22 protein-coding genes and 2 pseudogenes are annotated in these 22,749 nt (G+C 36.2%); 3 read left to right on the forward strand and 21 right to left on the reverse strand.

Features of this window, described 5'->3' with window-relative positions:
* Positions 1–565 precede the first annotated feature (565 nt).
* The 4 genes from JNUCC25_RS28195 to JNUCC25_RS28210 form a co-directional block, all read right to left on the reverse strand.
* Positions 566–1,666, reverse strand: coding sequence for a GerAB/ArcD/ProY family transporter (locus tag JNUCC25_RS28195; RefSeq protein ID WP_029325676.1), 1,101 nt, complete (start codon positions 1,664–1,666; stop codon positions 566–568).
* A 217-nt stretch (positions 1,667–1,883) separates the two neighbouring features.
* Positions 1,884–2,990, reverse strand: a complete 1,107-nt coding sequence (locus JNUCC25_RS28200) for a GerAB/ArcD/ProY family transporter (RefSeq protein ID WP_454223539.1) — start codon at positions 2,988–2,990, stop codon at positions 1,884–1,886.
* A gap of 21 nt (positions 2,991–3,011) precedes the next feature.
* Positions 3,012–4,241 (reverse strand): Ger(x)C family spore germination protein, encoded by a 1,230-nt coding sequence (locus JNUCC25_RS28205; RefSeq protein ID WP_454223540.1) that lies wholly within the window; start codon positions 4,239–4,241, stop codon positions 3,012–3,014.
* Entirely contained in the window at positions 4,231–5,853 is a 1,623-nt protein-coding gene (locus tag JNUCC25_RS28210) for a spore germination protein (RefSeq protein ID WP_454223541.1), read from the reverse strand. Before JNUCC25_RS28210 ends, JNUCC25_RS28205 begins: the two co-directional genes overlap by 11 nt.
* A gap of 132 nt (positions 5,854–5,985) precedes the next feature.
* Between JNUCC25_RS28210 and JNUCC25_RS28215 the strand changes: the two genes are divergently transcribed.
* Complete coding sequence (locus JNUCC25_RS28215; protein ID WP_454223542.1) at positions 5,986–6,210, forward strand: hypothetical protein; 225 nt, start codon at positions 5,986–5,988, stop codon at positions 6,208–6,210.
* 87 nt (positions 6,211–6,297) lie between these two features.
* Here the strand turns inward: JNUCC25_RS28215 and JNUCC25_RS28220 are convergent, their stop codons facing one another.
* The gene (locus JNUCC25_RS28220) at positions 6,298–7,074 is read right to left on the reverse strand and encodes a DUF4046 domain-containing protein (RefSeq protein ID WP_143256188.1); all 777 of its coding nucleotides are present in this window, start codon (positions 7,072–7,074) and stop codon (positions 6,298–6,300) included.
* Between the two features lie 652 nt (positions 7,075–7,726).
* On the opposite strand from JNUCC25_RS28220, the gene JNUCC25_RS28225 reads away from it, so the two are divergent.
* A complete protein-coding gene (locus JNUCC25_RS28225; RefSeq protein ID WP_454223543.1) occupies positions 7,727–7,999 on the forward strand; it encodes an HU family DNA-binding protein in 273 nt (90 codons plus the stop codon).
* A gap of 106 nt (positions 8,000–8,105) precedes the next feature.
* Here JNUCC25_RS28225 and JNUCC25_RS28230 read toward each other — a convergent pair whose 3' ends face one another.
* The 3 genes from JNUCC25_RS28230 to JNUCC25_RS28240 form a co-directional block, all read right to left on the reverse strand.
* The gene (locus JNUCC25_RS28230; RefSeq protein WP_115653600.1) at positions 8,106–8,387 is read right to left on the reverse strand and encodes an AbrB/MazE/SpoVT family DNA-binding domain-containing protein; all 282 of its coding nucleotides are present in this window, start codon (positions 8,385–8,387) and stop codon (positions 8,106–8,108) included.
* A gap of 285 nt (positions 8,388–8,672) precedes the next feature.
* Complete coding sequence (locus JNUCC25_RS28235; protein ID WP_454223544.1) at positions 8,673–9,233, reverse strand: L,D-transpeptidase; 561 nt, start codon at positions 9,231–9,233, stop codon at positions 8,673–8,675.
* A gap of 215 nt (positions 9,234–9,448) precedes the next feature.
* Positions 9,449–10,015: a GNAT family N-acetyltransferase gene (locus tag JNUCC25_RS28240; RefSeq protein ID WP_454223545.1), complete on the reverse strand. Its 567-nt coding sequence runs from the start codon at positions 10,013–10,015 to the stop codon at positions 9,449–9,451.
* 152 nt (positions 10,016–10,167) lie between these two features.
* Between JNUCC25_RS28240 and JNUCC25_RS28245 the strand changes: the two genes are divergently transcribed.
* The gene (locus JNUCC25_RS28245; protein WP_454223546.1) at positions 10,168–11,082 is read left to right on the forward strand and encodes a LysR family transcriptional regulator; all 915 of its coding nucleotides are present in this window, start codon (positions 10,168–10,170) and stop codon (positions 11,080–11,082) included.
* A gap of 120 nt (positions 11,083–11,202) precedes the next feature.
* Here the strand turns inward: JNUCC25_RS28245 and JNUCC25_RS28250 are convergent, their stop codons facing one another.
* The 13 genes and pseudogenes from JNUCC25_RS28250 to JNUCC25_RS28310 form a co-directional block, all read right to left on the reverse strand.
* Positions 11,203–11,868 (reverse strand): restriction endonuclease, encoded by a 666-nt coding sequence (locus tag JNUCC25_RS28250; protein ID WP_253352991.1) that lies wholly within the window; start codon positions 11,866–11,868, stop codon positions 11,203–11,205.
* A complete protein-coding gene (locus JNUCC25_RS28255) occupies positions 11,861–12,814 on the reverse strand; it encodes a toprim domain-containing protein (RefSeq protein WP_454223547.1) in 954 nt (317 codons plus the stop codon). Before JNUCC25_RS28255 ends, JNUCC25_RS28250 begins: the two co-directional genes overlap by 8 nt.
* Before the next feature lie 114 nt (positions 12,815–12,928).
* Positions 12,929–13,963: a hypothetical protein gene (locus tag JNUCC25_RS28260; RefSeq protein WP_454223548.1), complete on the reverse strand. Its 1,035-nt coding sequence runs from the start codon at positions 13,961–13,963 to the stop codon at positions 12,929–12,931.
* A 384-nt stretch (positions 13,964–14,347) separates the two neighbouring features.
* A pseudogene (locus JNUCC25_RS28265) lies at positions 14,348–15,373 on the reverse strand (ArdC-like ssDNA-binding domain-containing protein); the annotation flags it as partial.
* Positions 15,366–15,641 (reverse strand): hypothetical protein, encoded by a 276-nt coding sequence (locus JNUCC25_RS28270; protein WP_454223549.1) that lies wholly within the window; start codon positions 15,639–15,641, stop codon positions 15,366–15,368. The pseudogene JNUCC25_RS28265 and the gene JNUCC25_RS28270, both read right to left, overlap by 8 nt.
* Positions 15,642–15,691: 50 nt before the next feature.
* Complete coding sequence (locus JNUCC25_RS28275) at positions 15,692–16,126, reverse strand: hypothetical protein (RefSeq protein WP_454223550.1); 435 nt, start codon at positions 16,124–16,126, stop codon at positions 15,692–15,694.
* Positions 16,126–17,325, reverse strand: coding sequence for a MobP2 family relaxase (gene mobP2, locus JNUCC25_RS28280; protein WP_454223551.1), 1,200 nt, complete (start codon positions 17,323–17,325; stop codon positions 16,126–16,128). The genes JNUCC25_RS28275 and mobP2 overlap by 1 nt, the downstream gene beginning before the upstream one ends.
* Entirely contained in the window at positions 17,322–17,675 is a 354-nt protein-coding gene (locus tag JNUCC25_RS28285) for a hypothetical protein (protein WP_442455732.1), read from the reverse strand. The genes mobP2 and JNUCC25_RS28285 overlap by 4 nt, the downstream gene beginning before the upstream one ends.
* Positions 17,672–17,929, reverse strand: a complete 258-nt coding sequence (locus JNUCC25_RS28290; protein ID WP_025753531.1) for a hypothetical protein — start codon at positions 17,927–17,929, stop codon at positions 17,672–17,674. The genes JNUCC25_RS28285 and JNUCC25_RS28290 overlap by 4 nt, the downstream gene beginning before the upstream one ends.
* Before the next feature lie 259 nt (positions 17,930–18,188).
* On the reverse strand, positions 18,189–19,076 hold the full coding sequence (locus JNUCC25_RS28295) for a hypothetical protein (protein ID WP_454223552.1): 888 nt from the start codon (positions 19,074–19,076) through the stop codon (positions 18,189–18,191).
* A 10-nt stretch (positions 19,077–19,086) separates the two neighbouring features.
* Positions 19,087–19,668 (reverse strand): MerR family transcriptional regulator, encoded by a 582-nt coding sequence (locus JNUCC25_RS28300; RefSeq protein WP_454223553.1) that lies wholly within the window; start codon positions 19,666–19,668, stop codon positions 19,087–19,089.
* Between the two features lie 14 nt (positions 19,669–19,682).
* Positions 19,683–20,795, reverse strand: coding sequence for a bifunctional lytic transglycosylase/C40 family peptidase (locus JNUCC25_RS28305; RefSeq protein ID WP_414184700.1), 1,113 nt, complete (start codon positions 20,793–20,795; stop codon positions 19,683–19,685).
* Between the two features lie 3 nt (positions 20,796–20,798).
* A pseudogene (locus JNUCC25_RS28310) lies at positions 20,799–22,733 on the reverse strand (VirB4 family type IV secretion system protein).
* Positions 22,734–22,749 lie beyond the last annotated feature (16 nt).

Here is a 22,749-nt window from a genome sequence, read left to right on the forward strand (position 1 = left end):
AATTAATACAACAAAGCATTAAAATATGGTTAAAAACTAATTAAAAGTAAATTAATCCTTTTTTGAGAGAATCTTTGACTTTATTCCTTTAAATTTTTGAAACAGAGTGAAATTTCCTATCCGTAAAAGTATAAGTTCACAAATAATAATAGCTTTATCATAGAAGAAATAGATCATTTTACCATGTTGTTGCAAATGAAATTCATTATGATGATTGACTTTTTTAGATAGCAAGCTTTTCTTAAATCATTAATATAAGTAATAACAATATCTTGTATAAATAATCAAGTTTTAAATGAGAAAGCTCCGTTATGAATCAACAAGCTCTGAAACTGTTAATTATCTATTTTTTTAATTTAAAGTACACATATGCACTCAACATGATAGCTACCATCATTATACAAGTAAGAGGAAACAGGATAGTATTAACAAAATGATCATAAAACCAACTATACAGAAAAATCACCTCACATAGTTTAAATTCACATTGATAAGCACTAGTTTAGAAGGATTCACGGATTGTAAGAGTTATTTCCTCCTCAGAAAAATCAAGCAAATGAACCTGTTACTCTCTCTGCTTCTTTCTATTTTTCAAGAAAGCAACAAGAAGCAGCAGAAAAGGAATAATCGCAGTGAGGGGCATATACAAAACAAACATTTCTATCCCCAATCCTTCAGAGAGGTGTTCTTGAAAATTGCTGGAAATAGCCAGAGACATAAATAAAATGATGAGCCCTATAGGATATGACAGTCGTAAAGATGATTTAATCTTAAACAAGTTAGCCGTTCCTATGACAGCCGCATAAAGTAACACGCTTATCTTAAAGAAACCACCGGTAACTAAAGCAATCATAAAAAAGACGTCAAGCCGTTCTAAAAAGTTAGCTACTTGGATGCTTTGTATGGTACTAAGAAGAGGGAATTGGGAACGTTCCGTCAAATCAACCCCTAGTACACTAATGTTAATAAGCATGGTAATAGTCAAGTTAATGCCAGCTAATCCTGATGCACATAACATGGTCACTTTGGCCTTCTTTGGGTTTTTTAAATACGGTAAAATCATGGTAAACACAATCGCTTCACTAAAAGGAAAATACAAGATTTGAGTAAAAACAACTTTCAAGGGTGGGAATACCCCTTCTTCAAGTACTGGTTGTAAGTTCGCAATATCGATTAACCCCGAACATACAATCAGAATAAAGCCAGTGATGGCTAGAATATACATGATGATAAAAAAGATTTCTCCTGATCGGGCTATTACTTCGATACCTTTGCGAACTGTATAAATAATAACAAGGATCAATAAAGCATTCGCGATAAACAAAGGGGTATCGGGATAAGCAAAGGTTAACAGCATCTCGCCGATATCACGTAGAACCCTTGCTACATTATAGATAAAATAAAAGATATAAAGAAAGGCCAGTACGCTTCCTACTGTTTTACCTAAGATTTTTTGCATATACTCTGTAGGTAAAACATCTGGATAGTACGAGTAAAGTTTATTATAGACTAGAAACAGAACAAAACTGAATACTGTTCCAAGCAGAATCGCAAGCCAAGAGTCTTGTTTTGCGTCCATGGCAATAGGTAACAATAAAGTAGTACCAAGCTCAAACAAAACCATTAAGATAAAAAGCTGGCTGGCACTAATTTTAGCTTTTTCCATTCAATACGCCTTCCTTTTCAACTATATTCAAGGGAATATTTACTTTTCTTGGATTACTCTTTATTGTTTTCACCACTTCCGATTTTTCGAACATTATGTAATAGATAGTAGATTTGCTTTAAGGTTAATTCTAGGCTAAAAGTATTCTTTCCACGGGTAAGAACTTTACTGAAGAATTTAACAAGAATGATAATATTACATATAAAAATTAGCTAGTTCATGTGTTTTCTCCATGCTTCTTCCTGTTTTTAAAGAAAGCTACAAGAAGAAGAAAAGGAGGAACAATTGCAAGAAGAGGAATATGTATAACAAACATGGCCACCTTTAGTCCTTCATGGTTATGCTCTTGAAGATTGCTCGCAATGGTAATAGACAAAAAGAGAATGATTAGTCCCAAAGGATATGATAACCGTGAAGGTGATTTAATCTTAAATAAACTAGCAGTTCCTACGACAGCTGCGTAGAATAATACACAGATTTTAAAGAAGATCGTGATGATTAAGGCCAGCATAAAAAATACATCAAGTCGTTCTAAAAAATTAGCTACTTGGATGCTCTCAATTGTACTAAGAAGTGGGTATTGGGAACGTGCAGTTAAATCAACCCCGAGTACACAGACATTAATAAGCATGGTAATAATTAAATTGATTCCACTTAATCCTGTTGCGCATACCATAGTTACCTTTGCTTTCTTGGGGTTGTCTAAATAGGGTAAGATCATCGTAAATACAATGACTTCTGTAAATGGGAAATACAACGTTTGAGTAAATACCACTTTTAGGACAGGGAATAAACCTTCTTCCAAAATAGGTTGTAAATTTTTAATCTCGATTAATCCAGAAGATACAATTAAAATAAACCCAGCAACCGCAAGAACATACATAAAAATAAAAAGCAGTTCTCCGGATCGAGCTATGACCTCAATTCCTTTTCTAATGGTATAAATAATGACAAGCACTAATAATGCATTCGCGATGAATAAAGGTGTGTCCGGATAGGCAAAGGTTAACAGCATCTCACCAAAATCGCGTAGAACCCTTGAGGCATCGTACATAAAATAAAGAATGTAAACAAAAGCTAGTACGCTTCCAAGTACTTTTCCTAGAATCTTTTGCAGATATTCTGTAGGCAAAAGATCAGGATAATAGGTATAAAGCCTATGATAGACTAATAAGAGAACGAAACTGAATACCATTCCAAGCAGAATAGCAAGCCAGGCATCTTGTTTTGCATCTATTGCAAGAGGTACCAGTAAAGCACTCCCTAACTCAAACAGGACCATTAAAATAAAGAGCTGACTAGCACTAATTTTAGCTTTCTCCATTCAACTGGCACCTCCTTTTCCTTACTTTTGATTCTCTTTTACCCCTGACAGAAACGATTTGTTTCGTAAGCCAGCGCGACGTACATAGGCTTCCACCGTAATATCTACATCTAACTTCGGAAAGTAGACATCATTCCATTCCATTTTTAATTTCTTAAATTGATTTGGTCTAGTACGATGGACTACTTCGCCAAATCCCAAAATATCCGTTTTGTTTTTTTGCGCCCGTTCAATAGCTGTCTTTAGCTCTTTTTTAATTTCTTTCCTCACCGATTGTTCGATTTTTGTAATGACCTTTGGATTGGTGATATCAACAGGTACCTCCATGTCACTGATGTCTCCTTCAACACGCGTATGAACAGAAATATGAGGTTGACCATTCTTCACTTGGGCAGACATACTTGTTTTTTGGCGTACAGCTTGATAAGCAATAGCTTCTTTCTTTCCTGCCCAATCAATATTAATATCCGTTCCTTGGATTTTGTCGAGAATCCATACCGTTCCTCTTGCTGGTTTTCCATACAGCCAATCCACTAATTTTCCCTGTTTTAAAACCGCAATTCCGGAAGCGCGAAGCGTTGCTGCAGGTGCACTTTCCTGAAGGTTATCCAACTTTTGAGCTTGCTGAGGATTCCCAACTAGACGAAATCCTGATACGACGGTTCCTCTTCCAGGAGATTCCAAGCTCCTCATTACCTCTTGAAGGGATGTTTTTACATTCTCTCCCCATTTCCTTTGTGTGAATTCCAATGTTTTTAATATTTTATTCGCTGGAATTTTATCAACAGGTGTTAACGTTTTAACAATATCAGCTGCGGTTGAATGGTTCGCAATCACAATGGTTGAAGTATTTCGAAATTCTGGATCCCGATCTAGACCATCAATTAATGTATCAAGCCCTTCTTCTTTGGCCAACTTTTCTCCAACTACGACCAAGTTTGTATGTGCATAATACAATCGTCGAGAAATTCTGCTTGAAGCCTGTCTACTTGCTTCGACTATATTATTTCCTGAAGCCGAGTAAATGGTAATAGGAGGGCTCTGAGTACCGCCGCCGCCTCCTTGCATACCTCCTGCCACATTCCCTGGATTAATAATTTGAAGTGTTAGATGATATCTCCCATTTTTCGTTTTATCGATACCCATGGCTGATACAATAGCAAGGTCCGTTAACTCTTTTTTACTCCAGCAACTTGTAAGTAAGAGCGTCATTGTCATTATTAATAAGAGAAAAGCTCCTTTACGCTTCATTGTTGTCACCTTCTTCAAGTTCCCGGTTTACCATACCACGAGATGCAGGAGGGTGCGGGTATTGATTTGTTCCTTCTCGAACCGTATTAGCAGTAATTAATCGAGGTCGTTGTCTCAATGTCCACCATGGTAATCTTACAACAGTATCTCCATTATTTACTGGAATGAAGGGAGCAAATGGAGCCATGTAGGGTACCCCAAAGGAACGTAAACTGCATAGATGGACAACCATCATTAAAAGACACAAAATGATGCCGTAGAAACCAAATGTTGCGGCACCAATCATAAACAAAAAACGAATTAAGCGAGCTGAAATCGCCATATCAAAAGATGGTGTGGCAAAACTAGCGATGGCTGTGATTGATACAATGATAACCATTGCTGGTGACACAATACTTGCTTGAACGGCTGCTTGACCAATTACAAGGGCCCCGACAATGGATACGGCTGAACCAATAGCTTTAGGTAAACGTATCCCTGCTTCTCGTAAGATTTCAAAGGTTAGCTCCATAAGAAGGGCTTCCACAAATGCCGGAAAAGGAACAGCTTCCCTCTGTGCCGCAATGGCTACAATGAGCGTGGTTGGTACCATTTCCTGATGGAAGGTTGTTACCGCGACATAGGTAGCAGGCGCGATAAGCGAAATCATGAACATCAAGATACGTAAAAGGCGAATTGAGGTTGCAATGTCAAAACGCGCATAATAATCTTCAGCCGATTGGAAGAATTGCATAAAGACAGCTGGTGCAATAAGTACAAAAGGGGTCCCATCCACAAATATAGCAATTCGCCCCTCTAACAGATTCCCTGCTACAACATCAGGTCTTTCCGTATTGTAGATAGTGGGAAAAGGCGTGAATGTTTGATCCTCTATTAGTTGTTCAATATAACCTGATTCCAAAATGCTATCGATATCAATTCGCTTCAATCGCTGACGAATTTCTTTAACGACTTTATCATTGGCAATGCCATGTATGTACATAAATGTCACATCTGTCTTTGTTACGCGTCCCACTTTTAAAGACTCCATCCATAAATCAGGGGTTTTAATGATGCGGCGTACCATAGCTGTATTGGTCCCAAGAGACTCGGTAAAGGCCCCTTTTGGTCCTCGCACCACCATTTGAGTAGTAGATTCCGCGATGGAACGTTTTTCTCCCCCTTTAGTGCTAGCACTCAGTGCTTGATCTACTCCATCCACTAATATAAGAGTATCTCCTGCCATTAAAGATGCAAATAAATCATCCAAGTTAGTGATGGAAGATATGTTTCCAATTGTCATTATATCTTTAGAAAGCAGGTCTATCGCATTGTACTGATTTAATTCTTCTTTATAATCATCCTTCATCATAGATTGCAGTAAAAACTCTTGAATCGACTGATTGTCTACAATTCCTTCTACATAGACAATCGCTGTTTTTATGTCGGAGTCCCCTCCCATTTTTATCTCACGAATAACGACATCTGAACTATTTCCGGTTTTCTGCTTAATCATGTTAAGGTTGTCTGATAATGAAACTTGTATCCGTTCTATTTGATGATCAGGAGTTTGATTCTCTTCACCCTGTAATCTTTTCTTTTTTGGTTTGCGATCTTTAAAAAACGAAGGCATAGATCTAAGCACCCTTCTTTAAATTTTTATTAATTTAACCATATAGAAACTTTTTATGTAAAAATTAACAATAAATATTTATGTATCATCATAGAAGAAAGGGAAAAACCTATTAAATGGAGCGTGATTGATATGAAAATCATAGGTATTAGCCTTTTAATGATGGGATGCTTAATGGGCTTTTCTTTAGGCATTGATATTCTTCAAGGATTTGATGTTTCTCAGGCGTTGTACAACGCCGTGAGTCCTTTTCGAGTAATGGAAGTTGCCGAATTATTTGTGCTCTTTTTTCTTCTTTTTCTTTTTTTTGCTGAATCTACGTATCTTTTTATTAAGAAGAGAAATCAAAGCAAGTAACTGCATACTTATAAGTCGCTTTTTGAAAAAAAGAAATGGGAATAATAGAGATGTAGTTCAGGCTATTCGTGTCAATCGGTTCTTTTATTAATCAAGATTCACATAAGATAATTTATTGTCTATATTCATTAATTGGTTTTTTATCCATTCCTTCACATTGTTCATTCTGGAATCAAACGCCATTTGAAAGAGACCAGTTAACTGAAAATCGGTGAAATGACTTCCTTTCAATTTGAGAAAAGCCTCCTCATAAGAAGAGAAATGAAGCTGTTTGAATAAAAAATCGACCATTGCCTCTCGAACGTATTCTTCATTTTTCCAACAATTCATGGGAACATGAGCAAATTGCCAAGGTTTAAAGACTCCGGGATAAACAGCCTCTACTACTTGAAAAGGGGATTGGCCGAACAGGGAAAAGACACCTCTCAGGCTATGTTGACTAAAAAAGTGAATATTAACCTGAATAGGAATCTCTTTAAGAGGGATTTTTAGCTTTTCCTCTATTACGTACTTTACTGCTTCAATAGCTCGTTTTTTTCCTTCGTCTCCATCCCAATATTTATCAGGAACCTGTTGAAACTGCCAAGCTTTAAATCTTCCTGGATAGGCGTTATCAATGACTTCGTAATAATTCCATTCATAAAGCATAGCAGGTGGTTTAAGACGATGAGACCATAAAGTGCCTGCCGTTACCTGTAGAGGAATCTCGTGAATAGGAATCGATAATCGTTGCTCAAGTAGATAGCATGTCATATAGCGCATATATTTTTTTCCTTCATTACCTACAAAGAAATAGTTAGGAAAACGTTTTCTTTTCTTTTCTAGAACATCTTGATAAATATCAATGACTTGTTCTCTATTCACTATCGAAAGCCCCTTTTGAGAAAGTATATTTGTTTATTATTATGTATAATAATGGGATTTATATACGGATGGAGATGAATCTGATAAGATACATAATGAAAAGAAAAGCTATTGACAAAGGATCAGTAGCTTTTCTTTTCATTATGTAAATAGGGATAGGGGAATTGATAAAGGAAAAATAATATACGCGTGCATATTGGTTCTTGAAACCAAACTCCAACAAGTCCGCCATCCTTTCTAAGCTACGATTTTTTTGTGTTTAAAACGAAAATGTAATCGTTTTCTACTTTGATTTATTGTAATATAAAAAAGGCATGTTAATTGGAGATTTTTCGAAATGTCATCTTAACTCATTGAACCTCTTCCCACATCACAGCACCAGGGAATAGGTTTTTTTATGCAATTATGGATATATTATTTAAGTTCAAATTTAAAAGGGTAACATTTGTATAAATTCAAAGATAATACAAAATACATTGTCCGTAAAAGTATAACTTTACGAACTATGAATTTTAGTTATTTTACATTAAAATATACTATTTTTTAGAATATAGGAGACATACGAGAACATATGTTTGACTTCCTTGATTAGGCTGTGATATATTTCTTGTCTATACACCACTATACATAGTAGAGAATGAGGTAAGTAGATATGAAAAAAGCTGAATTAATTGATGCTGTCGCGTCGAAATCAGAATTAACAAAACAAGACACAAAGAAAGCCATTGATAGACTATTTGCAACGATTTCTGCCACACTAGCAAACGAAGAGAAAATCCAAATTGCTGGATTTGGTACATTCGAAGTACGTGAACGTGGAGAGCGTACAGGACGTAACCCACAAACGGGTGAACAAATTGTTATTCCAGCTACAAAGGCTCCAGCCTTCAAGCCAGGTAAAGAATTTAAAGAAGCTGTAAAATAAAAAAGACTTACATAAACCCTCCAGAATTTTATTCTGGAGGGTTTTAAATAGATTGAATTATAAAAGATGAACCGTAGACACTGTATGACAGGAACACACGTCTAAATTACGCTTTAATACCAAATCTAAATTCAATTTCATTCTTTAGAATTTCTGCGCCTCTTGGGCTTAACACAATTCCTTTTGCATATTCTCTGTTTTGTGAGGTCACTTCACCGGTAATCATACATTCATTTTGAGCTTTGTATTTCTGAAGAATAATGTAATTTCCATCAACAAAGATTTCTACAGGATCTTTTTCTTTGATAGTAAGAATCTTCCTTAACTCTATGGGGATAACGATACGACCCAACTCGTCTACCTTTCGCACAATACCCGTTGTTTTCATATTTTCCCTAACCTCCAAATGTAAAATAAAGAATATGAACTCTAGATATCTTCTTTTATAGGGTTTAATTTTGGCTGAAACAATTATTTATTCTTATAGAAAAACGAAGGAGCTTTGTTGTCTCTTCTTTTTTGAGAAAGTAATTTAGCACGTGAATAAATAGTTGCACAAATTACTTAATACTCTTCCCCTACATTTCACATACTTCTATGATAAGGTCTATATGGTAAGAACACAAAAAATAAGCAGCACCTCGTGTTTTTATCACGAAATGCTGCTTTTGCTTTAATTATTTTTCAGCTTATAGCCTTTGAATTTATAACCGTATACACTCGTAAGATCGACGAAGCTCTTGTAAGAATACGTAATGGCAACAGGTGTGCCTACTTGGACTTTATCATAAAGCTTTTCGATATCTGCATTATGCATTCTCACGCAACCTTGACTCACGTATTTTCCAATACTACTTTCATTGTTATTACCGTGAATGCCGTATGTATCACCATACGTACCATTTGCATTTAGTCCTAACCAACGTTTTCCTAAAGGATTGCGAGGATCGCCCCCAGGAATATGTCCTGTATAGTAAGGACGGTTTTTAATTTTGTTCACGACTTTAAAAAAGCCAACGGGTGTTTTATCCCATGTTTTACCCGTTGCTACTGGATCAACGATTTCAATATAACCATTATGAAAATATGCAAGCTTGTTGTAGTACTTGTTAATAATAATCAAATCTTGATTCGCTGGCTTACTTGCTGCTTCTGTTTTCTCCTGATTTACTCCACATAATGCGACCATTAGTAAAGTAAAAATGGTCATTGATTTCACAAAGATATTCTTCATAAAACTCTCCTCTTTTTTATATTTTTATAAGAAACAAAAAAAGCACCTTCCAAATGGAAAGATGCTTTCTCGTCACAATCATTTATAAATAAAAACCTATTTAATCGACGATTTTGATATGCAGAGAAACGTTCTCTGACGAAATTAACTTTTGTTTTGCGTATAACCGTATAACCCACTCATTCGATGCAAATTTTAACCGATAGAATCACATTTTATTTCTTCTTTTGACAATATGCATTTATAAACCCGTTAAAGACACTATGACTTAATCTAAAACCATATTTTTCGTAGAGTTTGCCAACAATTTCATTACCATTTGCTACGTATACCCATAAATCATCTACATCTTCATGACTATTAAGCCAATCCATGGTCATGTTAGACAATTTTTTACCTATACTGAAATTTCTATATTCATCGTCTACATAAAGTATTTTAAAAGTTCCAATGGTTTTCGGTACTTCATAGTTTTCCGGATAAAATCCTATGCCATCCAGTTCAGCTGCCCAACCAGGTTTTTCCTTCAAGTTTTCTTCAGTTACATTTTCGATTGTTGCAAAGGCAAAACCTACTGGTCTTTCTTCATCATACGCAACTATCATGTGTTTTCTCAAGGTATTAGCATATTCCGGCTTCAATCTATTATTGTAGTTCATACTTGCCATGATATCAGGACGTATCGTTGCGTGATCTGCTTGAAATCTCATCAACTGATTACATAATTCCTCTAAGAAATCAATGTTATCAGTTGTAATTATTTTGTAATTAATATTTATCATAGTACCTCCTTATAATAGCCTATAATATTGGATTACAACAATTAATTTATTTTTCTCTTTATATCCTCATTTTAATTAAAAATTTGCAAAGTTTAAAATAGTTATTTACAATGGCTATCATAAGTATAGCCTATAATAAAAAGGAGCTAATCATGGAAATTAGAGAAATCTTATATGTAAAAACCGTGGCAGATTTTAAGAATCTGACGAAAGCAGCTGAATATTTGCATATTACTCAACCGAGTTTGTCTCAAAGTATAAAATCCATTGAGGAAAAATTAAATACTCCATTGTTTATAAGAAGTAAAAGAGGAATGGAACTCACACAAGCCGGAATGAAATTTGTAAGAGATTCTACACTCCTTCTAAGTGAATACAATCTTTTCATTTCAAAACTAAAAAATTATTCAAAAGAAGCTTTATCGCACTCCATTGGTCTGTATAAACTTTCATACACAACATCTATCAATGATGCCATTATGAGTTTCATATCCAGTAATAGTAAAGATAATTACATAATTAAAGTGGAGAGCAACGAAAATTTAGAGATGATGTTGCTTGCCAATCAGCTGGATCTTGCTATTATAAAATATCCGCCCATTTCCAAGCGTCCATCGAAATTGTCATATGATGTGTTATTCAAAGAAAAGCTATATGTCTTGATGAGTCAATCCAATCCCCTGGCATCATATGATAAGATTTCTGTGAAAAATTTGGAAGGAAACAAGCTGATAACTAGTGATATAAATGAATATCCCTATATAATGACACATGAAGTTCTAAAGAATGCAGGAATCGATCTTGAAATCCACACATATACTAACTATTCCAATTTGTCGATGATACTGGACCTAGTTGAAAAAGATATGGGTATCGCCTTCGGTACTAAAGATATCTGTACATACTTTGATCGAAAAGGAATTAATTATGTCCCACTTATAGAAGACTACTTTTATGATATTTGTATTGTTCAGAACGAAATAGATAAGAGAAGAGGAAAAAATAATGTATTAATAGATTATTTTTATAATTTCTTAGGGCTTAATTTGGAAACTCGTAATTATTAAAAATGCAGAGAAAGCGTGAGTGCCAGTCTATCAACTTGTAAACTTATTTCCCTTCATACTTTCTATTGGGATGAACTCATAACATCGGCTCCTTTTTAGAGCAAGAAAAAACAGACCTTACTATACTGAAGGTCTGCTCTTACTTACTTCTTTATTAATTTTTTCTGTATGACGACAAGAAGGAAAAGAAGAACAACCAAAAAAGCGAGTGCCATTCCCATCTCGTACGACTAGATCTTGCCCACACTTTGGACATTTACGAGGTTCTGGTGTGATATTTTCAAAGATTTCCCGTGCCTTGAAAACGGGATTGACCTCATTAATAAACTTTTGAAGATCCGCCCGATCCAATAAGGTCACATCACATGCAGCTGCAAGCTCTTTCGCTTGTTTCGTAAAATAACTATTGGTCACAACCCACGCCTGATTCGCTTTATAATACGCTTTTGCCCCATACACTTCTTGTACAGCAGAAATACTGACCCGATTTTTAATTCCATATCGTTTAGCTTGAATGACAATTCTTTCTTTGCCTTTCATCACTAAATCAGCCCCAAAGTCACCAGACTTTTTGGTTACTTGAGGTTTATATCCTAACTGTTGGAAAAGGGCCTGCAAATAAATTTCAAACTGATAACCATCCATTTTATCAATATAGGGCATACCCGATTGGGCTAACTCTTTCATATACCTCCGTTCACGAAGGACACGGTAAGCAAATTGAGAAAGTTTCACTAAAATCATGATAAGAAAGAGGTAAAATACACCTTGAAACACTTTATCCATTCATTGAAAGCTCCTGTTCAGTTTGTTTATTCCGGAGACGTGATGCCACAGGTTGAATGCTTTTTCCATTCTTCTTTAACTCTTCGTTCCAATCTTTCGCTCCCTTTGGAATATCTGCTCTTATTAAATCAGCATTAACGATTTGGTTCATTTTGTCAATAAATTCTTTTCCACCTTGGTCATTATCGACAGCTAACACCATTTCTTTGATGCCCAAGCCTTCTTTTCGAGCCTCAATATAAGACTGAGCAACAGTTTTAGGCTTTAAACCATTCATACTAATAAGGCGTGTATTCTGCAATTGATTTTCCTGTATACTCCAATAAGAAAGAAGATCAATTGGGCTTTCAAAGAAATGAATCTTGTTTGGGCGACCAACATCAACTGAAAAGCCTGTATGTGGGTTATCGTTCGGTAAGACTTGTTTAAAAGAACCTCGTTTATTTTTTATCGAAGCTGTTCCTTGTCGATCTGCCCCAATCACTTTTCCTTTACCTCCATGCTCACGCCATTTAAACACGACATTGTTCCGTTTGTCCTGGGCGATTAAATCTTTTTGAAGAAGCCAATTAACTAACCTAGAATCTATTTTACGTTCTTTTATGAGATAATCTTTTATTTTACTTTGATCCTTTACTTCTAATTCTTTTGGATAGCGAAAAGGTTCTTTTGATGGTGAAACCGACGGTTGCTCATGTGACTGTGAAAGCTCTTTATAATCGCCTTTATTAATATCTAATACAGCTTGTGGAAACGACATCCCATAATACATTTGAGCAAAACTGATCGCTCCATACCCTGTTTCATTCCGGCTATTCCAAGCGTACATATTTCCTTTGATGAGTAAGCTATCATGTTCCGTATGACGATAATACTTTCCTTCTTTTACAAAGGTTTCGCCTTTGGCTTCCAGATACGACAACAAATCAACTTCTCGCGCTTTCATAACCTCCTCCTCCTTGACGTGTTTTCGTTCTCCCACCTAAATCCCTCCTTCACTCCACGATATGAAAAAGGAGAGCTTTTCAGCCCTCCCATTCTGTCTAAACTTTTGCTTTTTTTAACGTTCCATTTCTTGTGGCTCTTTCTGTTTTCTTGAAGAATTTGCTCCATTATTCCGTGCAAAAAACTTCGTAAATCCATTCTGTGATTTCTCTTCTTTTTTCTGCTTGTCATGATCCTTTTTCTCCGTGTCTAAAGCCTTTTCAAGCTTCGTTAATTTCTCACGTTGAGAATCAGTCAAATTGAGTTCTTCTAATTCCTGCAGCACCTCTTTTTTTAATTTGTACACCTTATCAAAGGAATGCTTTTGTTCAAACTCCTTCATTTTGGCCAAACGCTGCTCTTTCTCTTGAGGTGTTTCTTGCTTGAGCTGCTTTTCGACAGGAGTCTTTTCTGATTCAGCTTCCTTTTTCACTCCTTTAGAAGAATCTTTTTCATCTGATATGCCTAATTGGGCTAACAAGCTTTGTTTAAATAGCTGCTTATACTGTGTTTCTTCACTAGGCTGCTGCATAACTTCTAGAACTTCTTGTTTGTAATCGTCTTGATATTTCTCCTTTTCTTGTGCTTGTTTTCGTGCTTGAAACTGATGAGAAAGTTCATTTTCCATTCCTTTCAATTGGTCAAGGGTGAACTGTTTTTCCTTTAAAGAACTTGATTTCAACATCACATAATCGTTTTCTGCATTTACACGGGCTAACATACTATCAATATCTTGAGGCTTTTCTTTTTCATGAGCTTGTAAAAATGTAAGGTAGCTTGTTTTGAGCTGCGTTTCTCGATCTTTCTCTAAAACAGGATTCACATCATGACTTCTCAAAAAATCAATTGTTGTTTCACTTTTATAGGCTTGTTTTTGCCCTTTTTCATCCGTAGAAACAAGTAAAACCTGCGGTTTTTCCTCTCCTAGAGCTGATTGTGTTAAGTAAACAGCACCAGAAGGGATGTCATGCAGCTGTTTCTCACTGATGTTTGCCCAATCTGCCTCAATTTTTTCATTTTGTGGGTGCTTCATAAACTTCTTTAATTCTCGTTTATCGGAAACAAGCGTTTTAAATTGGTCATTTGAAAGAGACGTAATTTTTTTCATCATAAATTCCTCCATTAAAGTAGTATTTGGACAATAAAAAAGAGAGCTTTTTATGCTCCCTTACCTTTCGAGTTCCTGTTCTTCTTTTTTCTTTTTGACGGTGCCTGTACGTTTTTGGAATTGCATTTGACTGCCCACTTCCATACGGTCTTGAAAAGTAAGAGATTGTTCCTGAACTTGACCATTCATGACCCCCTTCTCGTTTTTAGTCATGGTTGAATCAATCTGATGTTCAAGTTTCACGACTTCCTCCTTTGTCATCCATCCATTTTTGATCGCTTGGGTTTTGGTTGAATAATATTTCTCTTCAGCCGTGACACGATCTAAAATACTATCTACATTTTGTGCCGATTCCTGTTGCTGCTTTTGTTTATAATCTTCATATCCTTCTTTCATTTTCTCTTGTACATTTTCAGAAGAAAGAGGATCTGATTGCTGCTGTTTTTCATCGTTTTTTTCTGGTGACTGATTTCTTTCCCGTTCTTTTACTAAGGTATCTTCGATTGTTTCAATAAAGCCAACGGACGTTTCATGTACTTCTTTTAAAAGCTTGGTTTTATCTTCAAAGCTCTTTCCTTTCGTCCAGTGTGACAAGTACCCTAGAGAATATTCACTCGTATCAATGCCAAAATAAGACGAAACCGTATAGGCTGTCATCTCCGCCTGAAATTCTCTTTCCGCATCCGTATAGTTTGCTCGTGATTCAGTCGTATGCAACTTGGCATGAGTCATTTCGTGAAGAAGCGTCTTTACATTTTGACGTTCAGAGTTACGAGGATTTAACGCAACCTCCTTCGTTAATGGATAACACACGCCTTTTGCGCTGCCTAGTTCTTCTTTAGGAGCAATGATGGAAATACCATTCTTTTCAGCAATGGCTTCCATTCCTTTATAAAGTGCCTTGTAATCCTCCACGTTGCCTTCTAACCAACGATTTGGGAATATCTTAGGTAAATCACTTGCTTTCGCATTCGTCTGGCTAATATCAAACGTATGGCCGACTGAAAAATACAGTCGGCCTTGAGTTACTTCTTTTTTCCCTTCTTTAATTAGCTTCTTTTCTTGAGGAGTGGCTTTATTAATCGACTTCCATTTCCCTTTTTCATCCTTGAACTTGGGGACTGTTTTGTTTGGCACAAGAATCTTAATGCCCTTCTCTCCCTTATTGACAGAGAAGCCTTTGTCTTTCCAAAACTTAAATGATCCAACAGCTTGAGCACCCCTAAACTGTTTTTGAATGAGAGCCGTGTTCGACATCGAGTATTGATAAAACTTACCCATAAAAGATAAATAGTCTTTTAGTTCTTCGACAGAATGAAAATGCTGCTCGACCTTCTTTTCCATCCCATTTGTTAACTCTTCAACCTCTTTACGCTTATCTTCGACGGATTTTTTCGCATAGGTTTTACTCATCTTTCCCCTCCTCTTCTTGATAGGAGATCCCCTTAAGCTCTTCTAATTCCTGTTCATGCCAAGGTTCCTCTAAATCCACAAAAAGCTTCTGTGTTTTAATATTCATGGGCACCAACATGTTCTCTTGATGCACCACATATTGATGAAACTCTTTCGCTTCTTCTGGACTTAAATTCACCTCTACCTCTTTGTCTTGATACTGCACAATCGCATGATCCTCTCCTACAGCTTTAATCGAAGCTAACACTAAATCTTTGTTAAAAAACATGAATGATTCCTCCTTTAATTTTTAAAATCTATATTTATATAAAACCATCATTAAGATGGTTGTTTCCCTTTGGACTCTTCCCAATCAATCCGTTTTTGACGTTGATTCGCAATACGCTTCTCAACAGCTTCCTTCGCAACCTTTGTGCTATCTAACTCTTGTAAATCGGTTGTCATTAATCCATCAAAACCGTGATGGAAGAAAAGACCGTTCATATATTCAATTAAAATTTGTGTGTTTTTATCGGCACTGTTTGCTCCAAGACGGATCTTCGTTAATTCATCTTTTAAAGCCTGATGTAAGTTGTTACTAACCACTTCCGAAATATATTGTAATGACCATTCCTTTTCCGTGGTTTCCTGATATTTTTGGCAAATATCCATAATGGCTTCCCCAGGAAAACGAAAATGATGTTCTTCCATATAAGCTTGAATATATTCATCTGTTTTCGTATCTAATGAAATGGTACGTCGATGTTTCTCCATCATTCATAACCCCTTTCAGCGTCTCGATTATGTTCAATATCTTTTTGCAATTGCTCATAATGTTTTTGGTTCTTCCAACTTTCATATTCTGATTTAAACGCTCGTTCCATCTTTTTTAATGCAAAATGCATGGAGACATGTTGATTAAAACTTTCAGGACGCTTTGATTGTTTCCTGCTTTCTACCATTCTTTTAATCTGTTGCTGCTGCTTATCATAATCTTTCATTTCTTTTAAAAAAGCATTCCCCATTCGCTTATAGAGATCGTCTATTTTTGTTTGTTTATAATTCTTATATCGTTTCTCATCAACCTTTCCTTCTCCGTACGCTTTCTTTAATTCCTCTACTTCTTTATCTAACTTTTTAAGTAATTGTTGATATTCATGGCTATGATACTTTTCAATGTATTTTTGACTTAGTACATCAATAAATGGCTTCATTGGCTTTAATGTTCGATAGCTATATTGCCACTGCCTTTTATCTTCTGGAAGATGATTATAAATTTGAAGAAACAGTGGTTGAATGTCACGATTCTTCCACCTTAACGAAGAATCTTGTTTCTTTTTCCCGACCATATCATTTCGAATTAAGTCATTTATTTTCTGATGCTGCTCACCTCGATTTAAAATTTGATTCACGACTGTTGACTTCATCGCATCCAAAGTTTTAGGCTTTCTTTTACCTCGTTCACGAGTAGGTTGTGGTTCCACTGTCGCAATATGAATATGAATGTTCCCTGTATTATAGTGGATGGCAGCTGACCAAACAGCCGACTTATTTAACCTTTCCCTTTTAAGCATTTCCTTCATGGACTGACGGGTAATGTCCATTAACTTTTTCTCATCCACTGTATGAGTATCAGCATCATATAAACCATTTTCTTGGAGCCACGGATTATGAAATGTGATGACATCTTGCCACATGATACTGTTATTTTTTTGTGCTGTTTCAAACAATTTTTTTAATTGTTTTTTTTCTTCTTCATTCAATCGATTTGACTGTTCGGTAAACAACGAAGATGTCTTATCAGGGTTATCCATATAATCTTGATAAAGGGTAAACAGTTTTTCATTTGCTCCCTGTTCTTTTTTTGCTTCCTCACGATCTACATAATCTACATAATCTTGAAAAGCTTTCTTATCAGACGTGATAAATTTTGTTTTGAGCACGACTCCTGGTATAACAGAGGACGACTTCATTTTTTGTACCCCTCTACAATGGCAGCCATCAACTTACCATTTTTTGCGATTCTATAATCCTCAACTTCTTTAAAATTTTTCATGGTTGACCTTTGGATACTTTTTTCTGTACAACACAATGCATTTATAATATGACGACGTTCTCTTTCCAAAAGACTATCTATATTTTGAGTAACACACTTCACCATTCTTTGTATTGAGTCATCATCACGTTTCTGAGCCTCTTTATGCTCTTTACATATTTGAGAAATGGCATCAGCCGGAAAGCGCAAGTGATTTTCTTCCATGTAACTTTGAATATACTGATCTGTTTCAGTATCAAATGAAATTTTACGTCTTTGCTTCATCATTCTTCATCCTCTCCCATCATTTCTTGAATGAATCCATTAACTGTTTCAATTGCAACTGCACATTTTTCCATCATCTTTATATTTTTATAGATGATATTTTCGAGTTCTGCTTCACGATCTTTTTGTTCTTGAAAAACAGCCAGTGTTTCAACCTGTCCTTTTAAGAATTCTTGACGAGAAATCTTTTTTTCTTTTGCAATCTCATCTATTTTTTTTACGGCAGTTGGATCAATATCTCGTAAAAGAATATCCATAACATTCGTTCCTTTCCTGTAAATTGTGGTTCCCCACTACAAAAGAGAGAAGAGCATAAGGGGTTTTTGCTATCACACGGGGTGATAGGCTAGGCAGAGCCTAGCAAAACCGTGATATCACGAAAACCTCTAAAGTGTGAACCTGCTGTTGACCTAAACTCTTCTATGTGAACCTACTGTGAACATAAAAAACTAATGATGTGAACCTACTGTGAACCTCAAAAAAACACATGTTGACCTACTGTTGACATGTGTTTTTTCACTTCATGGCTAAATCTTGTTGCTTTTCATTCAATTTTTGGAGCTTTTCTTGCAAGCTTTTTTGTTCATCTTCATAAAGCTGAATGCTTTCATCACTCGATTGAATGGCATCCTTTTTCATCGCAATTTTTGATTCCGTATCAGCTTTTTCCTCATTCACTTGGTACTTCATATCACGTTGTAACTCGTTCACTTCTTGTTGAGTTTGATGTTTATGTTTGGCTTCTACCGTGATTGCTTTTTCATAGTTTTTCATTTTCTTTTTGACAAACTGTTTCTCTAAATCATTAACCAAAAGCGCATATTCTTGTTTGTTTTTGATTCCTTTTCCTTCTTCACTTTTCGTTTTTCGTTGGTCAGAATAGAGCGTTGTAATTAATGCATGAGCATCTATTTCCTCTGTTGAATCTGTTTCTGAATCACTCGTTACATCATCTACGTTTACCGTTTCTTTTTCTTCATTTTCTTGATACAGATCAAAGGCAAGTGCTTCCCAATTTGGAGATAGATCGCTGATTCTTACCACATAATAGCCATCATCTTCATACAATAACTGAACAGGTAATTTGATGTTTGGATTCGCTTTTTCTTGTGCCACAAAGCTTACTTCTTCTTCATCTGTTTGATCCATTTTGATGACCATATCCAGTGAGCCATTAGCCGGATGATACACACGATTCTCAATGGTTACGGTTCCTGTTATGTTAGAAGAAACTGCCTCATAGGTTTTGGTATGATACAAAGGATCTTCTGTTTTTAAATAGAATTTTGATGTCAGTAAGGATAAAAAACCGATAAAGAAAAAGATCAACATTGCTGTATACTTCCATGACCGATTGCGATTTAAATTAAATCGATAATCTTCAAATTGCTTCTTAAATGCCATCTGCTCCACCTCATTTCATGATTTCCGTTTTCAATTCTTCGATACTATAAACCACCCATTTATTCTCTTCTTTCCGTAGAGAAACTTTAATAATGTCATGCGTTTGATCGTCGACATTCTCATCTTTTATGACAAGGTGATTCGTAAATTCAGCAATGACTTCGACCTCTTCTTGCCCTCCATCATATTGTTGTACATAAAGCTGTACATCGTTTGGAATTGAAGTGTAACTGTCTCCATATACGAACTTTTCAGAAGGATAAAATTGCTCATAAAGCTCTTTGTCCATGATGGATTTTGCAGTCTTTTTACGATCCTCAAATCCATCTTTTTCACGATGATAAGACACATCGATGAATTGATTAACCGTATTCAAGTAATCTCTTTTTTGTTGTTCTTGGGCAGAAGGGCGAACTTCACTTAGTTGTTTTTTTAACTCTTTATTTTCTTCTTGCAAGCTCTCATTCGTGACTTGAATTTGTTTCGAAGCTGTTGTGTTGGAGATATTGTGGTTAAGGTAGATATTGAAAATGGTCACGCCTGCCACCACAACGGCAAGCGCTCCAAATAGTAGTGCTGCTTTATTTTTCATCGCCTTTTCTCCTTTTAAAATCGTTTTACTCTTCCATTGAATCGTTCACCAAAATACGTTCCTTTTGCCATACTTGCGATGGCTACACCTGTTTTTCCTTGGCAGCCTAAAAACTGATTATTTCCAACATATATTCCGACATGGCCGTCTATTTTATAGGTATCAAAAAACACTACATCTCCAGGCTTCATGTCTTTTGGATTGATTGCTTGCCCCTGTGTTTTGAGTGTATCGGTTGTTACGCCCGACATTGGACCAACATTCATTCCTACTTGCTCGAATGCCCATCTAACAAAACTTGAACAATCAAAACGTCCTGCGTTAATATCAGATTGAGAGCGCCCACCACCAAATACATAACGTGTTTTACCAATCAACGTTTTGCCTGCGTCAATTACTTTCACACCTGATTTACCGCCACTTCCACCACTCGCAGGAGCAGCCGGTTTTCCGTCAGCTGTAATCGTTCCCGTGTAATATTTCAAGACCGCATCAACATATTTCGCGTCGCCATAACAGGCGGAATAAGGAACCATTTCAGGACGTACACAGTGATAATTTCCTGTATGTTTTACCTTTTGATATTGCAATTGTGAAAAAGAGATCGCTAGCTCTGGTGTATATTTGCCTCCATTTTTCATGACATAATTGATAAATCCACCGCCAAAATTGTATGACTGAAGGCAAAGTTTCAGATCATAATGAGCCTTTTCTAGTACACTTTTAAAATGTAAAACTCCTTTATCGACCGATAATTCAGGACTAGAAATACATCCAACTGATCCACAAAACGACTCAGAGGATTGCATCGGATCGTTTCCTCTTCCTCCACTTTCTTGCATCATGAGTGCCATCATAATCGGCACATAGGAAGCATCTAATCCATGTTTTTGTGCATACTTTTCAAGCAAGGGTTGATACTTCATGACCTCTGGTGACACATTAGCCGTTCCTACGCCTATGCCTCCACCTTCAATCTCTGTTACCTCACTTTGTTGACTATCTTTTTCAAATTCACCTGTAATGGCTACAATCGTACTCATGACTAAGAGACCCGATAATCCTAACAGGATCAACGTGCCTCCAATCAAATATTTTTTGGGAATGAGCTGTAAGACGATATGCAAGACTTATGCACCTCCACCGTACAGCACTTTTTCTTCCTCATCGATTTCAATATGAAACAGAATGTTTTTTACGGACTTAATACAAAGGAGGACATCTCCTATTGGCAGCTTTGGAATCTCAGCCAATTCACTGTCCGTAATCCCTGTTTTAAAGACTCGTTGAATCGTATCTAAGTTGTTGTCATCTTGCTGCATGATGAATTTATATTGCGTTAAATCAAAAAGCTTTTTAATTTTTTCAATCGCTGTTTGTTCCGATCCATCTGGCACAAAGTCACTAATTAAATGACTTGCATAGATCAAACCTGCAAAGTATTTACGTGCTTCTCGACTAAATTCGGTTAAGAAATCTAAGGCATGTTCATTGCCCCTTTTCGTGTTGACGATGTGATGAGCCTCGTCGATCCACAATTAAGTAACGAATGGCATCTTCAAGGCTAACGTCCCTTTTGTATAGGCAGCTAGTTGAGGTTCACCATTCTGCAGCATGCCATCCCATAATAAACTCATAACGTTGAAAAGCTGTGCTTGTGCAATTTCATCTTTTAATTTGGATAAATGACGGATCGAGAAGAATACCACTTGTTCATCGTTGAAATCTTCAATGGTAGAAATGCCATCAAACAAATGAGCGTATGTTTCAACCAAGTTTTCAATGTTCAGCTCGATTAGCTCAAGTCTACGCTTCCGGTACTCTCCTAAGTTCGGATGGTGCTCTCTTGTTTCCTCATCGGTATATAACTCTTTTCGAATGAGGTGTAGAAACTCACTAAATGTTGGATAGGCTTCTGGTGAAAGCCCTGTAATGTGATTACTTGCGCCTTTTTCATCGTTCCATAACTGCTTTTGAATATAGAGTTTACGAAGTAGCTTTTCATACTCTTTTAATTCATCATCTTTTGCTTCTGGTGCAATAAAACGATAAAAAACAGTTAGTTTGGATAAATGCTGCGTAAAGCTATTAATCTCATGTTCATGTGTTTTAAATACCTGTAAGGGATTAATTTGCCCTTCTGATCCATCTAGCGCAATCTGTTTCCCTCCTAATTCTCTGACGAGACTTTCAAACTCTCCAACGATATCAAAGCCTCGAATCTTGTAGCCTTTAATCGCATTATCCGTGGTGACTTTCTTTAAAAACGTGGATTTACCTGCGCCCATTAGTCCCATTAACACCGCATTATAACTTTTTCGTTGTTGGTCTTTGTGAAACAAATCAAAAATGACACTGCCACCTGTACGAGTTGTCCCTTGATACGTGCCGTATGGATCATCTAAGTGAGTAAAATGAAAAGGAAACCCTCCGGCTAGTGCTAATGCGGGGATTTCCTTTCCTTTTCGCTTATTAGGGTATTTCTTCTGTATGTCAAAATGCGTCACTAATGATTCCCACTCATACTCTTGTTCATTTAAGAAAATGGATCCTCTGAAGTTATGCGTTTCAAGATGATGAATGACTTCTTTTAATCGCTTTTCTAAGTCAGGAATCGTTTTTTCTGCAATATAAATGCGAAGGTGTATTCGTTTGATCACTTCGCCATTTGTGACTTGACGGTATAGCTCTTTCATATCTAAATACTGTTCTTGGGCATCCATACGATCAATGTTTTCTTTGGCATTCACATGCCGTGCATTTTGTTCTGACATATTTTTATTGATCGCTTCTACGACTTGTTTTCGCTCATCGCTTACCACATCTAAGGTTGTAATGGCATTTGGCATATTCATGATCGGTTCCAGCCAAAAATCATTCACGTTCGTTGGGTACTCATAAATATGAATACAAGTCGAATACCCATCCCCGTTTCGAACAAGGTTTTCTTTAAAGCTCACGCCTCCTTGTGGTTGAATCTGTGCCACAAAATAGGGATTGTATCCTTTTTTCTGCTTGATTTCTTGAGGTGTTTTCCCTTTTTTACGAAAAGGTAAAGTTATCATGGTTTTATCATCCTTT

It is taken from the genome of Priestia sp. JNUCC 25, from assembly GCF_053667915.1.

Coding starts and splice junctions, on each gene's coding strand:
- JNUCC25_RS28240 (WP_454223545.1), bottom strand. CDS start 10,015: ATGATAAATATTAATTACAAAATAATTACAACTGATAACATTGATTTC.
- JNUCC25_RS28270 (WP_454223549.1), bottom strand. CDS start 15,641: ATGTTTTTTAACAAAGATTTAGTGTTAGCTTCGATTAAAGCTGTAGGA.
- JNUCC25_RS28300 (WP_454223553.1), bottom strand. CDS start 19,668: ATGAAAAATAAAGCAGCACTACTATTTGGAGCGCTTGCCGTTGTGGTG.
- JNUCC25_RS28290 (WP_025753531.1), bottom strand. CDS start 17,929: ATGGATATTCTTTTACGAGATATTGATCCAACTGCCGTAAAAAAAATA.
- JNUCC25_RS28285 (WP_442455732.1), bottom strand. CDS start 17,675: ATGATGAAGCAAAGACGTAAAATTTCATTTGATACTGAAACAGATCAG.
- JNUCC25_RS28250 (WP_253352991.1), bottom strand. CDS start 11,868: ATGGATAAAGTGTTTCAAGGTGTATTTTACCTCTTTCTTATCATGATT.
- JNUCC25_RS28295 (WP_454223552.1), bottom strand. CDS start 19,076: ATGGCATTTAAGAAGCAATTTGAAGATTATCGATTTAATTTAAATCGC.
- JNUCC25_RS28200 (WP_454223539.1), bottom strand. CDS start 2,990: ATGGAGAAAGCTAAAATTAGTGCTAGTCAGCTCTTTATTTTAATGGTC.
- JNUCC25_RS28215 (WP_454223542.1), top strand. CDS start 5,986: ATGAAAATCATAGGTATTAGCCTTTTAATGATGGGATGCTTAATGGGC.
- JNUCC25_RS28205 (WP_454223540.1), bottom strand. CDS start 4,241: ATGAAGCGTAAAGGAGCTTTTCTCTTATTAATAATGACAATGACGCTC.
- JNUCC25_RS28210 (WP_454223541.1), bottom strand. CDS start 5,853: ATGCCTTCGTTTTTTAAAGATCGCAAACCAAAAAAGAAAAGATTACAG.
- JNUCC25_RS28230 (WP_115653600.1), bottom strand. CDS start 8,387: ATGAAAACAACGGGTATTGTGCGAAAGGTAGACGAGTTGGGTCGTATC.
- JNUCC25_RS28260 (WP_454223548.1), bottom strand. CDS start 13,963: ATGATGAAAAAAATTACGTCTCTTTCAAATGACCAATTTAAAACGCTT.
- JNUCC25_RS28245 (WP_454223546.1), top strand. CDS start 10,168: ATGGAAATTAGAGAAATCTTATATGTAAAAACCGTGGCAGATTTTAAG.
- JNUCC25_RS28225 (WP_454223543.1), top strand. CDS start 7,727: ATGAAAAAAGCTGAATTAATTGATGCTGTCGCGTCGAAATCAGAATTA.
- JNUCC25_RS28255 (WP_454223547.1), bottom strand. CDS start 12,814: ATGAAAGCGCGAGAAGTTGATTTGTTGTCGTATCTGGAAGCCAAAGGC.
- mobP2 (WP_454223551.1), bottom strand. CDS start 17,325: ATGAAGTCGTCCTCTGTTATACCAGGAGTCGTGCTCAAAACAAAATTT.
- JNUCC25_RS28195 (WP_029325676.1), bottom strand. CDS start 1,666: ATGGAAAAAGCTAAAATTAGTGCCAGCCAGCTTTTTATCTTAATGGTT.
- JNUCC25_RS28235 (WP_454223544.1), bottom strand. CDS start 9,233: ATGAAGAATATCTTTGTGAAATCAATGACCATTTTTACTTTACTAATG.
- JNUCC25_RS28275 (WP_454223550.1), bottom strand. CDS start 16,126: ATGGAGAAACATCGACGTACCATTTCATTAGATACGAAAACAGATGAA.